The following is a 15,530-nucleotide window of genomic DNA, read 5'->3' on the forward strand; positions in this document are numbered from 1 at the left end:
GCGACTTAAGTCGCACCCTAAATGAAAGATAACATTGCCCCTCTCATAGCTCAAGGCTCACAACTCATCACTTACAGCTCAATTAAATTCGGGAATATTTGTTTAAGCTTTTGAAGGGATATTCTTACATTTGGGTAATTACCTGTTTTCAAACCTAAACGGTATAATAAATCCCAAAATATTTAATCATCATCAGCTATGATACATTTACTACTCAGTATAATCTTCTCGGTTTTATTATTGATTAATTTCCGTTTGCATCCACGTTTTGGCATCAATACTTTTCAAACCATTATTTTCAATTATCCAGTTTGTATCATTACAGGGCTATTGTTTTTGCCAGAAAATCAGCACCTTAACTTAGATTTATCCGAAACCTCCACCATTTTAGCCATGCTATTAGGCGTTGGTTTTGTGATTACCTTTATGCTTTCGGGTATCTCTACCCAACGAATCGGGATGGCTACTACTTCGTTAGCAAACAATATGTCGTTGGTAGTACCCGTTATTTTTAGCTTAGTAATTCTGAAAACAAGTACCAGTTTTGATGCCTTTAATTATCTGGGATTAGTACTAGCCGTCATAGCAGTAGCGTTGAGCACCTTTAAAAAAGATGAAGGCGGCAATCAAAACAAGCAACAAACGGCAGATTGGTTATTGCCGATTGCAGTATTTACCATGTACGGCATTACCAATACCACCTTTAATTACCTCAATGCCAAATACGTTACTGCCGCAGGTACTACTATTCCTTTTACGTTAACAATCTTAGTTGGTTCTGTGTTGATTGGTGTAATTGTCTTGATTATCAGGATGATACAAGGGAAAGAGAAGCTAGCATTCAAAAGTTTATTGGCAGCCATTCCCTTAGGTATTCCTAATTTTCTATCATTTTATTATCTACTAAAAGCCCTTGATGCTTATCAGAACAATGGCGCTTTTGTATTACCCATCTATAATATCGGTGTCATTGTAGGTTCGGCGTTGGTCGCTTTTGTGTTCTTTCAAGAGAAATTTACTTTGCTGAATAAAATCGGGTTGCTGTTGGCGGTAATCGCCATTGGCTTGATTTCGTATCAGAGTTTGTTTTAAGCCAATTCAAAATTCATTAAGTAGTGATTAGTAAACAGTGATTGGTGAATAGCCCCCTGTCTCGGTAGTTTTTCAAATTACTAGTTATCAGTTGTTTGCGATAAATAAAAACGATGCTTAAATTTTAATGATTACTTAACAAAACTTAGCCATAAATAGAAAATGAAAAAAAGTAATTTACTATTCTTGTTCCTGCTTGTGACAAACACAGTGTTGGCACAACTAAATAATCCTCCTGCGTTGAATGCCATAACAATACAGGATTTGAAAAAAGATTTATATGCCTTTGCAGATGCTCATTTTAATGGTCGTTCTGCTGGAACATTAGATGAATTAAAGGCTTCTATGTGGTTGGCTGATCAATACAGGGCTATTGGATTAAAACCAGCAGGGGATGATGGTACCTACTTTCAGTATTTTACCTTATGGAGAAATCATATAGCAGATAATGCTAGTGTCGTGATTAATAATACAGCCTTTTCGCTTTGGAAAGATGTTGCTGTGGCACAGATGGCTAATATTTCGTTAAATGCACCTATTGTATATTTAGGGAATGCCCTTGATATTGATACCAGTAAATTGGATGTAAAAGGCAAAGTAATAGCCATTGAGGCTAATGCAAAGGGCATTAATTTGAATGTATCGCTACCAACTTGGCGATACAACCGATATATTTTCACGAAGTATGGCTTGCCTTTGATAAAAAAAGGAGCAGTTGCCATCATTTTTATTGCCGACGATGTAGCTGAAAATGCTTGGGAAGATGCCGCTGAAAACTTTAAAAGAGGTACCTATGACATAGACGGAGGTGTCAATGAAAATGTTACGACTACCGTGCCTGTTTTGTGGTTCCATGCCAGTGCGAAAGCATTATTTCAACAAAATACTGCTACGATTAAAGCCAACCTGATAGTGTCTAAATATCCCTATCCCTCTGTCAATGTAGTTGGCAAAATTGATGGAACAGACGCGAAGTTAAAAGCAGAGTATCTGTTATATAGTGGACATACCGATGCACATGGTATTAGAAATGAAATCAAAAATGATTCTATTTATTATGGTGCTGATGATAATGGTAGTGTAGATGTAGCGATGCTTGCCAATGCCAGAGCATTTATTAAAAAGCCTGCCAAGCGTTCTGTGATTTTTGTGATTCATGGGGCTGAAGAAAGGGGTTTATTAGGGTCGAGGTATTTTTCTTCACATCCTACTGTTCCTATCAAAAACATTGTAGCGGTATTGAATGGAGATATGATTGGTAGAAATACCATTGATAGTGCTGCCATTTTAGGCATGAAACCTCCTCACAGAAACTCCCTTGATTTGGTAACAATGGCACTTGATGCCAATAATGAAGGCCCTAAATTTAAATTAGATGATACTTGGGACGACGTAACGCACATAGAAGGTTGGTATTTTAGGAGTGACCATCTACCTTATGCAAGACTAGGCATTCCTGCTATCATGTACACCAGTCTTTTGCATCCTGACTATCATACACCACAAGATAATGCCGAAAGCATCAACTATCCAAAGCTTAAAAAAATGGCTGATTGGATGTACAGAACAGGGTGGAAGGTAGCGAATGCAATCAACAGACCAGCCACTGATAAGGGGTTTAAATTAGAGAGATAAGATTTGAGCTTTGGTTTACAAAGCAATCTTTCTATTAGTGGGCGACTTAAGTCGCCCACTAATAGAAAGCATCGTTGCTCCTCGAAGTCTCTGACTTCGAGGTATAGATAAATGACAATCTATGATTGTCCGAGCTATTTTTAGGAGAAAACAACGAGGTAACGAGGGCGATATGTTGACTTTGGGGATAAAAAGGATAGATTTTATATTGATAAACTTACCAAGAATCCGATGAGAAAGCTATTTCCCCTTATTATGATACTTATATCATGCAATATTTATTGTCAAAGTAGAATAACGAATATAACTAAATCAGATACTTTTTATATTCATAAAATAAAAAAGTACAAAACGATTAGCATCATTCATGCGAAAAATAATATAGATGAGATTTTCAAAATTGTATATAGACATTCAAGCGGTGGTCAAAATATAAAAAAAGGTATGAAATATTATTTGGAAATAAGTACAGTTGTATTTGAGATGGATGGGAAAAATATAGGATATACACCAAATAGAATAATGTGTTCAGAATACGGGAAAAGGCTAAAAATCTGTACTGAACCCGAGAATGGAATTACTGAAATTTATGATTTGATTAAAATCTCAATTTGTCCGTAGTGTCATACTTTACCGTTGCTCCTCGAAGTCTCTGACTTCGTAGTACAGATAAACGACAATCTATGATTGTCCGAGCTATTTTTAGAAGAATGCAACGAGGTCGATATGTTGACTTTTTGGATTAACATCCTTTTTATCTATACTTCGAGATGCACTTCGGAACATCTCGAAGAGCAGGATTTATTCCTAGCGATGGACTTATTAAGATTCATGAAATAATCGTTCTTTTAGCCTTTGTTGACTACACATCAAAATCATGATGACGTAGGATTGTTGAACATAGAGGACTTTCTTGGAACAATCTGTAAAAACATTAACCAAAATACAAAAGGAACGGTTATTTTATGAAAGCTAATAAGTCCATCGCTAGGAATAAATAATTTAGAAGAGTGATTGCAACCAAAAAAAAAGTTCGAAGTGAAGCACTCCGAACTTTCCACAATACCAATATGATGTTTTAAATTCAAATTCTTAGAAACTATATCTTAATCCAAATTGAGCTTGGTATCTTGATGCCAATTGGTCAATTGAATATGGCGTACTTGGCTGAATAAAGTTATACGTAGGGTCAGCAGATGTTCCTGAATTCTTACGTACTAAACCAAGACTTGCTGTCGAGTTGAATGTGTTTGATACAAAATAAACTCTACCCCATTCGCTATTCAATAAGTTCGTGAAGTTGATAATATCTAATGAAATCTGAATAGTATGTGCTTTCGAACCTACATTCAATGCAATATCATGCATTAATCTGATGTCTGCCGTTGTGTTCCAAGGCGTACGACCACCGTTACGTTCTGTAAAATCTCCTTTTCTTGTGCTTAGGTAAGAGTTGCTATTTACAAAGTCCATAAACTGTTGTCCTTGTTGAGCCGCCGTTACTGTATTACCGTTTGCATCTTTGTAGTCAACCATGTATTTTGTAGCCTCAGCAGCATCTTTGAACACATAGGCTAAACCAGCAGCCTGTGGCGTGTTAGCAAGCGTTGAGTTAACAAATCCCCATGTGAATGGGTTACCCGACTGAGCAATGATTACACCCGATACCGTAGTAGCATGACGAGGATTCCATTGTTTTCTGTAACCAATAGAGGCTACAATTCTATTTCTAATATCAAAGTTTGAATAACTTAATTTAGGGTCGTTCGGCGTTAACGATTGATTCAACTGCCAGTTAGATTCCATCGAGTTACGTATACCATTGGTAATATCTTTCGACTGTCCGTACGTATAGGCTACCGAGAAATTCAAGCCAAAAGGATATGTTTTAGCAAGTTGTGCTGTTAAACTATATCTATATCCTTGCGAAGTGTTAGACAACATATAGGCGTTAGAGAAACCAGTATTGATTTTCTGACCAGTAGCGCCACCTGATAAATAAATAGGCATTTGTTGCTGTGTATCATAACTGAAATACTTAACAGAGTCTTTCAAGTTAACTTGTTGGAATTTCAAGTCGTTGATAACCTTTGTATAGATACCCTCTAATGTTAATTTATAGCCATTTTTAGTATAGTCAACAGCGAAGCTACTTCTCCAAACCTGTGGCATTTTAAAATTGTTGCTTACAGCATCTACCTGCGTTTGATTTCCTTGTCCGTTATTGAAAGCAAAAGTTTTAGCACCGTCTTTCAAAACATCACCTTTTACACCTGCTTTGGTCGCAAGGTTGTTCACATCAAACGAACCGTATCCAACGCCATCGTTATAGAAAGCATAACCTAACCAAGCAAATGGAATTTTACCAGTGAAAATACCAGTACCTCCTCTTAATACTACCGATTTATCACCGTTTACATCATAGTTAAACCCAATTCTTGGTGATACCAACACTTGTCCGAAGATTTTGTTGTCAATCTTAGCCAATGGCGTAGCAGTATACGTTGTACCAGCATTTGGATCAATTGGAGTTGATTTAGTACCAGCACTGATTGATGGTGAATCTGTAGAAGCTAAGTCAAAACGAATACCTGGCGATACTTTTAATTTATCCGTTACTTGAATTTCATCTTGTGCGTATACACTATACATACCTACGCTAAATTTGGCATAAGGATTATCGAAGTTATAATCGCGGTCGTTGTTAGTGAAGTTGTATGAACCACGTACACGGTTTACTTTTCCAGCAAAGAATTCATCTAATGTTCTGTAAGCAATTCTACCATTCCACGAGTTTACAAAACCGTAATTGATGTTATAAATCTCGTTGTGTGTACCTACTAAGAAAGTATGTTTTCCTTTGAACCATGTAAAGTTATCCGTGAATTCAAATGTTTTTTGTTTCATGTTGAACACGGTAGCCTCACGGTCGTTACCAAAGAAGATAGTTCCGCCATTGTATGAAATCTCCGTCTGAGGCATTGAAACATTACCACTTAGTGGTTGTCTGTAATCGTGAATATCAGAATAACCTACAATCAAACTGTTAGACGCATTACCAAATCTACTTTTCAATTCCGCTACTGTTGAACTTTGGTTGTTGATTTGCTTGAAGTCCATGCTTGCAAAACGGAAGTTGGCAGCGTCACGCTCAAGGTTGGTAGCTTCAGAAGTAATGTAGTTATTACGGATAGATAATTGATGTTTATCAGAGATGTTCCAGTCTAAACGGTTAAAGAATTTATTGCTGTTTGAATAAATATTGTAGTTGTTGGCTTCACCTACATCAAACCCATAATTAGTTTTTACAAAGTCAGTGATTTTCTGAGCAGTCGCTGCATCAATCAATGATAATTGCTTTCCAGTAGCATCTGTATAGCCTGCACCATAGAAAAGGGGCTCTTGGCGACGCGTAATTTCTTCGTTAGTAAAGAAGAATAATTTGTTTTTGATAAGCGGCAAGCCCACTCTGAAACCCGTTTGATAGTCGTGGTAACTACTTGGTATTTTAGCACCATCGCCTGCATTGTTTGGACCAGTGATGCTTGCATTTCTTCCAAAACCATATACCGAACCAGATACGTCGTTTGTACCACTACGTGTTACGGCGTTGATAGAACCACCTGTAAAGTTCCCGATTTTTACATCGTAAGGAGCAATGTAAACTTGAATATCCTGAATAGCATCTAGTGAAATAGGGTTGGTACGTGTACTACTTCCCGGCATTCCTGATGAGCCTCCCTGTCCGCCTAAAGATGGGCTAAAGCCAATGGCGTCGTTGTTGATTGTACCATCTATCGTCACGTTGTTATAACGGAAGTTTGTACCCGCAAACGAATTGTTTGAACTTTGCGGAGTAAGGCGAGTCATGTCGGTGATACTTCTGCTTAAAGTAGGTAACGATTTAATCTGAGCTTCGCCCAAATTGATACCTGCACCAAGCTTTGTACCGCCTTTTTCTCCTTTCACTACTACTTCGCTTAGCGTGGTAGTTTCTTCTTGGATAACAAAGTCGATGTTTGAAGTAGAGCCAAGGTTTAACATCAAGCCTTCTAATACTTTAGGGCTATATCCTACAAAAGTAACTACTACTTTATAAGGGCCACCTGGGTTCATGTTACCGATGGCATAATGCCCATCAGTACTTGATGTAACACCATATTTAGCTCCAGTTGGCAAGAAAGTAGCAATTACTGTTGCTCCAGGAATCTCTGCACCTGTTTTGTCTTTTACTCTTCCTGAGATAGAAGAAGTAGTAATTTGAGCAAAAATCTGTACTCCAGAAAAGAGCATAGCAATAATGCTAAACAGTCTGAATGACTGCTGAAAAGTAGTAAACTTTTTCATGAGTTTGAATTTTATGAAATAATTAACGGCTGCATATTGTAAAATATGCAAAAGGAATTTGTAAGGAAATGAGGAAAATCTAAATTAGAATCTGCAATAGAAGTATAAATAAACTAACAGTATTACGAAATTGAATAGTGGAATAGTGGGATAAATTAGAAATTGGTGTGTTAGTGATTTTATGGAGGCTAAAACCATCAACAATGTATAGTTGTTCAATTTCTTTTGTTGATTCATCCTCCTGTGACTCATCATCAACTTCTTTATCAGTATCAATTTCAAGTACTTGATTTGATACCTTTTCCGAAATGCACTTACTACCTTTGTGATGCTCGTTTAAATGTACAGACACCACAGAATCAGTTTTTACATAGCTTTTAGAAACTTTGAAAAAACTAAGACATGCAATAAAGAGTAATATGTATTTTATGTTTTTCATATTGATGCACAAAACTAGGCAACCAATATTAAGAGGTCGTTGTCTGAATGTTAAATTAATGTTAAATTGACGTTACTTTGATTTAATATGGAATCTAAAAAGTAGTTCAAGTTTCCAACTTGAATATTAATATAATTGGTTGCAGTAATATTCTTTAACCGTGTTCTGTGGCATACAGCACATAAATGCACTTCACTCCTCGAAAAGCAAGAATATTGACTTGAAACGTATAATATGAGCGTTATAATAATGAGCATCAATTTTTACCTCCAAAATGGCAATATTTTCTCATCAAAAAAACAGATTACTTAAGTCAGTTTGTCAATAAATGGTAAAGAAAGTAATGAGAAAACTGTGTTCTGTGGCACACAGAACACAAACTTCGTACAGTTTTGCATTTATGAGGCTGCTTATTATTAGTAGGATACAGTCTTATAGTAATACCTACTAATTAAAATGACGCTTATTTTTAGAAGAGAAATTTATATCTTAATTTATCAAATATTTTTTATAACTTTTAATAGTTGAATACATTTAATTAAAATATAATCTTATGAGCAACCTAGTTGATATTGATAAAAATAATCTATCTACATTTCTCGAAAATTTTGTTGATACAGGTGTCAAAGCTGTAGATGAACTTGATTTATTTAAAGACGACGGTTTAGTCGCAAGTGTACCTTATGGAAAATTAATTGGATATTTTGCAAAAAAAATGATTGCAATTAGTGACCCTAATAAAGCTTTAAAAAAACTCATAGCATCTTCTCAAACTATTTGTCTGTTTGAAGGAATTAAAAAATATAACCTTTCCCTTAAAATAGACACTGATACTTTTTCCCTAAAGATTAAAGAGATTAAAGCTCAACTTGATGAATATATTGTAGTTGCTGATAGTTTTGATATTGAAAACTTCTTTTCAAACGATATTGTTAAATTTTACTCAAGTAAACTTGATGATGTTTTTGAAAGTTCTTTCAAGGAAATAGAAAAAGTGAAAATACGAAACTTTCGAGATGATTACCTTCAGGTTTATTTTTACAAAATTCTTGAAAATCAGCAAACTGTATTTGAGGTTTTAAATACTTTATTTAAAAGTAAGTCTTATGATTATAGTATAAAATCCAATAGAAAAGAATCTTATAAAAAAGAATTAAAAAATCATTTTAATGATATTGTTCTAAATGATGAAAATGGGATGACTCTCTCAGATGTTTATGTTGAACCAACATTTAGAATACATAATTATTGTCTAAAAGAGGTTGATAGAGATATTAGCTCTTCATTTTCAGAAGTTTATCATAATTCAATTCACGATTTTGTGCATGAAAGTTTAGAAAATAAATTGGGTGAATCATTTATATGTGATAGCCCAAATTTATTTTTTGTGCTTGGATATCCAGGTCAAGGGAAGTCCTCATTTTGCAAGAAGTTCCTTTTTGATGTGTATTCAAATAAGCCAATCAATAAAGATGTTCACTTCATAAAATTTAGGAATATTACTAATTCAACTGATTTGATTAATAACCCCTTACAAACCCTATACGAATATTGGAATGAGAATAATAGTGAATTGAAATTTGATAAAAACGAATTTAAAGGTTCTGTCTTAGTTTTAGATGGTTTAGATGAACTTTTTATGAAAGATAGACTAACGCAAGATGCTATTGATGAGTTTTGTAGAATTTTAATTCATGAGTTGGATAATCCAAAATCTCCCAAAGTGGTAATTACTTCTCGCTATGGTTATGTTAATTTAGAAAAGCTAAAAAAAACCAAGACTCTAATTTTAAGATTAGAAGAGTTTGATTTAGATAGACAATCTGAATGGCTAAAAAAGTATAAGGTTTTTCATCCAGAAACCAATATGACTTATGATAAATTAGTTCAATATAATGAAGATGAAAAATTTGCATCAATTAAAGAATTAATAACTCAACCCATCCTTTTACACATGATAGTGACACTTAATCAAGAGGTGACAACTAACATGAATAGAGCAATAATATATAATAATATTTTTGATAGTTTGATTAACCGCAAATGGGCAGAAGAAGGTCAAATAGAAATATTAAAAGGACTTGAGAAAGATGACTTGAGAGCTTTTTTGAGGGATATTGCATTCGCAATTTATATTTCTGGACATGAGTACATACACAAAAGCAAATTAGAAAAATTACCAGCGACTATTTCTTTTATTGATAAATTACAGAATAAGGATAGGATAAAGGATGTTTTAAAAAATATCATGGTAGCATTCTATTTTCAAGAAACAAAAAAGGATATTAACGATGTTGAGGACTCTGACAAAAATGACTATGCAATTGAGTTTTTACATAAGTCTTTACAAGAATATCTTGTAGCAGAAAAAATTTGGGATGAGTTATTAAAATTTACTGATACAATTCCAAGAACAAACTCCTTTTACGTTGATAATGCTAAAGATGGATTAATACTTCTCCATAAAATTTTTTATAGAAAAAGAATGAGTGATGAAATACAAGATGCCTTGAGCGAAATAATATCTCAAAAAGACATATTAGATAGAGAAAAACTATCTAGTAGATTTAAGAAATTTTTACCAGATTGGTTTACTAATGGATTCGTACTTAATTATTCTTGGGGAGATGTAGAACCTTCATTTACAGAGACTCTAATGTTTGAAAACTTATGGTTTGTAATGAGTCAATTAGTACCCCAAACTGATTATTTAGGGAAAATTACACCAGATAACTTTGGTTTTTTTTCTGAGAAAAGTTTTAATATGAATTGGTCAAATCAAACTTTAAGTGGCTTAGAGAATGGAAGGTATGGCAATTACAATTTTCTTGAAATCTATAGATTATATATTGAATCTTCCAGTTATTCTAATGAAATTACAAATTTAAAACTTAACAAGTTACTACTATTTCAACCAGAGATAAGCACGAATAAAAAAGATGAAATTATAATTTCAAATTGTCAAATTGATGAAGGAGAAATATATTTTAAATCTTCCAAAGTAGATATTAAAAACTGTATTTTTATAGATTGCACAATGTTTATTAATGATGGTAATTTTAACAAAGTTAAGTTTAGTGATTGCATTATTTATATTTTGGAAGAAGGGGAAAAAAGTATCAACGTTACGGATTGTTTATTTATAGAATGCTATTTCAAAGTATCAACAAGTTTTGATACTTCAGTTTTTAATGATAAACAAACATATCAAAATTGTACTTTCATCATTAGGAAAAAATATGAAGATGGTTTTTTACACGATTTTTTAGATAATCCAATGATAGATAGAACAATTTAAAAACCAATAAACATTAAAGCTTTTTTAGTTCGTAGTATCATGTTACGAACTAAAAAGGCTTTCATATTATGTTATGAGTTTATTGAAATTTACCGTTTTAATAATGGAAATGAAAGCACGGGAAGAATTTTAATAAATAATTAGTTTTGACAACTTTTTGAGAAGTTGTCAAAATTAAAAACTTAAATTGGCATTAATTTAACGGTATTCTGTATCACACAGCACACAAATCTACTTCATTCCTCGAAAAACAAGAATGTTGACTTGAAACGTATAATATGAACGTTATAATAATTAGGATCAATTTTTACCTCCAAAATGGCAATATTTTCTCATCAAAGAAACAGATTAGTGAAGTTCGTTTGTCAATGAATGGAAAAGGAAGTAAAGAGAAATGAGCGCTAAAAAGGAGTAACTTTGCTTTGGTAGTTGCTTCTGCAGTGCTTTGGTAAAAAATGCCACAGCACTGCAGGAGCAACTACCAAAGCACTGTAGAAGCAATGCTAGTATAATAAAACTATATAAAACTTAAGAAAACTATATAAACCTAACAACAACAACAGCAATGAAAAATTTGTTGTTGTTTTGAAGAATTGATATTTAAATTTTTAAATGATGTTTTTAAAAATAAAGATAAGCTGGGGGCATATTTTTATAAAAAGTGAAAAATCTTTTAAAAAGTCTTTCCGCTCTGCAAAAATCATGAGGAAAGATTTTGTTTTTTAAAGAAAAAACACTATATTGCTTAAGAGTTTCGACGCCTGTTATCTCCTGTGTTCCTGTTAAAAATCAAAAAATCTTACCCAGTTTTTTATCAATGGAAATGTTAAACGTTTTCAGATTGATTTTGTGTGCTGGATAAATACCGATAGCATAGCACTAAGTTATATTATCTGTAAAGAGTGAGTGCGAAAAAACACCTCTCCAAAATATTTATCCTAAAAAATAATCATTATTTTAGCTTATCAATTCAACAACATTAAATCAACAAAATGAAAATCACTTTTCCACAAATTAATCCTAAAAACCTATTGATATGCCTAGCCGTCACTGTATTTGCGATGATAGGAATGGCTAACTCAATCACTAAAATGCCACTGTTGCGTACTACTGCTGGCGATACCCTCAAAAAAGACACCACCAAGTATGTTGGTTACAAAGATTTACCCCTCAAGGCTACTCGTAAATTCAAACTCAATACCGACGAAGGTACATGGCTGTCACTAGATGTTAGTCCAGATGCTAAAAGCATCGTGTTCGACTTAATGGGTGATTTATACACCATGCCTTTTGCGGGTGGCAAGGCTACGAATATTACCAAAGGCTTGGCGTTTGATACCCATCCACGGTATAGTCCAGATGGTAAAAAACTGCTTTTTATCTCTGATAAAAGTGGTTCTGACAATGTTTGGGTGATTGATTTTGAGAAAAAAGATACAGTACAAGTTACGAAAGACCGTGACCAAAACTTTGAAGCGGCCGAATGGACACCCGACGGTAATTACATTGTTTTTGCCAAAGGACGTATGAACGTACAATTATGGATGGTACACAAAGATGGTGGCGGAGGCGTTCAGCTAATAGACCAACCCGCTAATTTAAAAACAATAGACCCTGCGGTAAGTCCCGACGGACGATACATTTATTTCTCGCAAAGAAGTGGTGCTTGGAACTACAACGCCATGATGCCGCAATATCAAATTGGCGTGTACGACCGCGATAATGCTAAACGCACTACGATTACTTCCAGATATGGCTCGGCGTTTTCTCCGACATTATCTAGTGATGGAAAATGGATGGTGTATGGTTCACGTTTTGAAGAAAAAACAGGCTTGGTATTAAGAAACTTGGAAAATGGTGATGAAAAATGGTTGGCTTATCCAGTACAAAGAGACGAACAAGAGTCTATTGCTACGATGGGCGTGTTACCTGCGATGTCTTTCACACCCGACAATCAGGCTTTGATAGCCTCTTACGGAGGTAAGATTTACAAGATTGCTATCAATGGCGGTACACCAGTACAGATTCCGTTCACGGTAGATATGGAGGTGGAAATGGGACCAAGGCTGGAATTTAAGTATCCAATCTCTGATACTACCCAAACCTTGATTTCCCAAATTCGTGATGCGGTGGCTTCGCCAGATGGAAAGCAATTGGCCTTTACGTCGTTGAATCGCCTATATGTGGCAGACTATCCAAATGGTACTCCTCGCAGAATTACTAACAATGATTTTACAGAAGCACAACCTGTGTGGTCGAACGATGGTAAGCAATTGGCTTTCATTACGTGGACAGCCCAAGGTGGAGACCTTTATAAAGTGAATGTAAGTGGTACGCCCAACTTACAAAAATTGACGACTATTTCAGCCTTGTACAGTCAACCAGTTTGGACACCCAAAGACGATAAAATCGTATTTATCCGTACCCAAAAGAGAGCCTTCAAAGAATCGGTTGGCCCTGTTGCTCCGAGTTCAGAAGATGAAGTTTGCTGGATAGATGCTAAAGGAGGAGCCATTACGGTGATTGATAAAGCACAGGGACGAGGTAATCCACATTTTGTTAAAAACATCGATAGAATTTATTTGAGTGGAGGTGATGGCTCATTAATCTCTATTAAATGGGATGGTACAGATGAGAAAATTCATGCGAAAATCACCGGTATTACGACCTACGGCATGAGCATAGAAGGCGAAGAATATGTACACAATTGCATGATTTCGGAGAAAACAGCCGAGGCTATGGAAGTAAACAGGGCAACGAATGCTTCGCAAGTGATGATGTCGCCAGATGGTGAAAGGGCTTTGGCACAAGTAAACAATGATATTTATGTGATGACGATACCTAAAACGGGTAAGACCGTAAATATCTCTGTTTCTGACCCTGCTTCGGCGCAATTTCCTGCACAAAAATTAACAGAAATAGGGGGAGAGTTTCCTTCATGGTCTAGCGATGCTAAAAAGGTACACTGGTCGTTAGGACGTTATCACTTTGTGTTTGATTTAGACAAAGCCAAAGCTTTTGAAGACAGTGTGAAAACAGCAAAGAAAGCATTAGAAAAAGCCAAGGCAGATTCGTTGCATAAAGTGAAAACTGATACGGTGAAAATCAAGGTAGATAATAAAGTGAAGGCGGATTCTGTTGCTAAAAAAGTGGCTGTTAAGAAAGCAGATGCAACGTATAAACCTGAGGAGGTAGAAATCAAGCTTTATTTCACACGCGATATACCTACAGGAAATGTATTGTTGAAAGGAGGGAGAATCATTACGATGAATGGTAATGAGGTGATTGAAAACGGAGACGTACTGATAGAAAACAACCGAATAAAAGCGGTAGGCAAAAGCGGAACGTTGAAAGGAGTCGGCAATGCCAAAGTAATAGATGTGAAGGGCAAAACTATCACACCAGGGTTTGTAGATACCCATGCCCACATGTGGCCACAGTGGGGCATTCAGAAAAATCAAGTATGGATTTATGCCGCCAATTTGGCTTATGGTGTAACAACTACCCGTGACCCTCAAACGGCTACAACCGACGTTTTCACATACAGCGATATGGTAGATGCAGGTAAAATAGCAGGCCCAAGAATTTATTCTACTGGTCCGGGGGTTGGCTTTTGGTCGTATAATATCAAAGATTCAACTGGGGCGATTAATGCGTTGAAACAGTATAGCAAATATTACAATACAAAATACATCAAAATGTATTTGACAGGAAATAGACAAACCCGTCAGTGGATTATCAAAGCAGCAAAAGACCAAAAGTTGATGCCTACTACTGAAGGTGGTTTGAACTATAAACTGAACATGACTAATATGCTAGATGGTTACCCAGGGCATGAACACGCTATTCCTGTGTATCCTTTGTATAACGATGTGGTGAAATCTATCGCTTTTTCTAAAATGGCAGTAACGCCTACTTTCTTGGTAGCTTACGGAGGACCGTTTGCAGAGATTTTTTATTTTGAAACAGAGAATCCATACCATGATAAAAAGATGCAGTATTTTATGCCTTATGAAGAATTGGCAGAAAAAACACGTAGGGTATCGGGCTGGTTTTTGCCTGAAGAACACGTGTTCCAAAAACATGCAAAATCAATGAAATCGATGGTAGAAAATGGTTCATTGGCAGGTATTGGTAGTCACGGAGAGTTCCAAGGATTGGGCTATCATTGGGAACTATGGTCGATGCAAAGCGGAGGGATGAAAAACCTGGATGCCTTAAAAGTTTCTACGATTTTAGGAGCAACAGCTTTGGGGTTAGACAAAGACCTTGGCAGTATCGAAAAAGGAAAATTAGCCGATTTATTAATCATGGATAAAAATCCTTTAGAAAATATCCGTAATTCAAATACCTTGAAAATGGTGATGAAAAACGGCAGAATCTATGATGCGAATACCTTGAATGAGATTTATCCAACGCAAAACAAATTGGTAAGAAGTGAGTATGAATTTGAAAAGCCTGCGGAGAATACGGGAATAAAAGAATAGTAATATGCAGTCGCTCGCTTCAAGCGAGCGACGACTATTACAAGGCTTCCAGCCAAATTTATTTCATAAAAGTAAAACGCATTTTAATAAAGTAGCGGTAACCCTTGCGGTTACCATATTGTGGCTAGAAGCCTTATAATAGTCGTCACTCGCTTGAAGCGAGCGACTGCGGGCGTTGTGAGTCATTTTAAAAGACCAGCCAAACAGATTTTAGTAACACAAATTATATAAC

Annotated in this window: 7 protein-coding genes; 5 read left to right on the forward strand and 2 right to left on the reverse strand. The window is 35.3% G+C overall.

The window, feature by feature from the left end; translation table 11 throughout:
• The first annotated feature begins 198 nt into the window (after positions 1–198).
• The 3 genes from J2Y60_RS08245 to J2Y60_RS08255 all read left to right on the forward strand — a co-directional run bounded on the left by J2Y60_RS08245 (position 199) and on the right by J2Y60_RS08255 (position 3,348).
• A complete protein-coding gene (locus J2Y60_RS08245) occupies positions 199–1,092 on the forward strand; it encodes an EamA/RhaT family transporter (protein ID WP_309923253.1) in 894 nt (297 codons plus the stop codon).
• A 162-nt stretch (positions 1,093–1,254) separates the two neighbouring features.
• Positions 1,255–2,727 carry a M28 family peptidase gene (locus J2Y60_RS08250; RefSeq protein ID WP_309923251.1) on the forward strand — a complete coding sequence of 491 codons (1,473 nt, stop codon included), beginning with the start codon at positions 1,255–1,257 and terminating at the stop codon, positions 2,725–2,727.
• Positions 2,728–2,958: 231 nt separating this feature from the next.
• Complete coding sequence (locus tag J2Y60_RS08255; protein ID WP_309923250.1) at positions 2,959–3,348, forward strand: hypothetical protein; 390 nt, start codon at positions 2,959–2,961, stop codon at positions 3,346–3,348.
• A gap of 471 nt (positions 3,349–3,819) precedes the next feature.
• On the opposite strand, the gene J2Y60_RS08260 is transcribed toward J2Y60_RS08255, so the two are convergent.
• Together J2Y60_RS08260 and J2Y60_RS08265 are read right to left on the reverse strand one after the other, a co-directional pair.
• Positions 3,820–7,074: a TonB-dependent receptor gene (locus J2Y60_RS08260; RefSeq protein ID WP_309923247.1), complete on the reverse strand. Its 3,255-nt coding sequence runs from the start codon at positions 7,072–7,074 to the stop codon at positions 3,820–3,822.
• Positions 7,075–7,153: 79 nt separating this feature from the next.
• On the reverse strand, positions 7,154–7,513 hold the full coding sequence (locus J2Y60_RS08265; protein ID WP_309923244.1) for a hypothetical protein: 360 nt from the start codon (positions 7,511–7,513) through the stop codon (positions 7,154–7,156).
• Positions 7,514–8,066: 553 nt separating this feature from the next.
• Here J2Y60_RS08265 and J2Y60_RS08270 point away from each other — a divergent pair.
• Both J2Y60_RS08270 and J2Y60_RS08275 read left to right on the forward strand, forming a co-directional pair.
• Entirely contained in the window at positions 8,067–10,811 is a 2,745-nt protein-coding gene (locus J2Y60_RS08270; protein WP_309923242.1) for an NACHT domain-containing protein, read from the forward strand.
• A gap of 992 nt (positions 10,812–11,803) precedes the next feature.
• Positions 11,804–15,298 carry an amidohydrolase family protein gene (locus J2Y60_RS08275; protein WP_309923240.1) on the forward strand — a complete coding sequence of 1,165 codons (3,495 nt, stop codon included), beginning with the start codon at positions 11,804–11,806 and terminating at the stop codon, positions 15,296–15,298.
• Positions 15,299–15,530 lie beyond the last annotated feature (232 nt).

Origin of the sequence: Arcicella sp. BE140, assembly GCF_031456255.1 — a bacterium.
Classification (GTDB): Bacteria; Bacteroidota; Bacteroidia; order Cytophagales; family Spirosomataceae; genus Arcicella; species Arcicella aquatica.

What these genes read in the sequence shown, in the direction of transcription:
- J2Y60_RS08245 (WP_309923253.1), top strand. Translation starts at nt 199, where the DNA reads ATGATACATTTACTACTCAGTATAATCTTCTCGGTTTTATTATTGATT.
- J2Y60_RS08250 (WP_309923251.1), top strand. Translation starts at nt 1,255, where the DNA reads ATGAAAAAAAGTAATTTACTATTCTTGTTCCTGCTTGTGACAAACACA.
- J2Y60_RS08255 (WP_309923250.1), top strand. Translation starts at nt 2,959, where the DNA reads ATGAGAAAGCTATTTCCCCTTATTATGATACTTATATCATGCAATATT.
- J2Y60_RS08260 (WP_309923247.1), bottom strand. Translation starts at nt 7,074, where the DNA reads ATGAAAAAGTTTACTACTTTTCAGCAGTCATTCAGACTGTTTAGCATT.
- J2Y60_RS08265 (WP_309923244.1), bottom strand. Translation starts at nt 7,513, where the DNA reads ATGAAAAACATAAAATACATATTACTCTTTATTGCATGTCTTAGTTTT.
- J2Y60_RS08270 (WP_309923242.1), top strand. Translation starts at nt 8,067, where the DNA reads ATGAGCAACCTAGTTGATATTGATAAAAATAATCTATCTACATTTCTC.
- J2Y60_RS08275 (WP_309923240.1), top strand. Translation starts at nt 11,804, where the DNA reads ATGAAAATCACTTTTCCACAAATTAATCCTAAAAACCTATTGATATGC.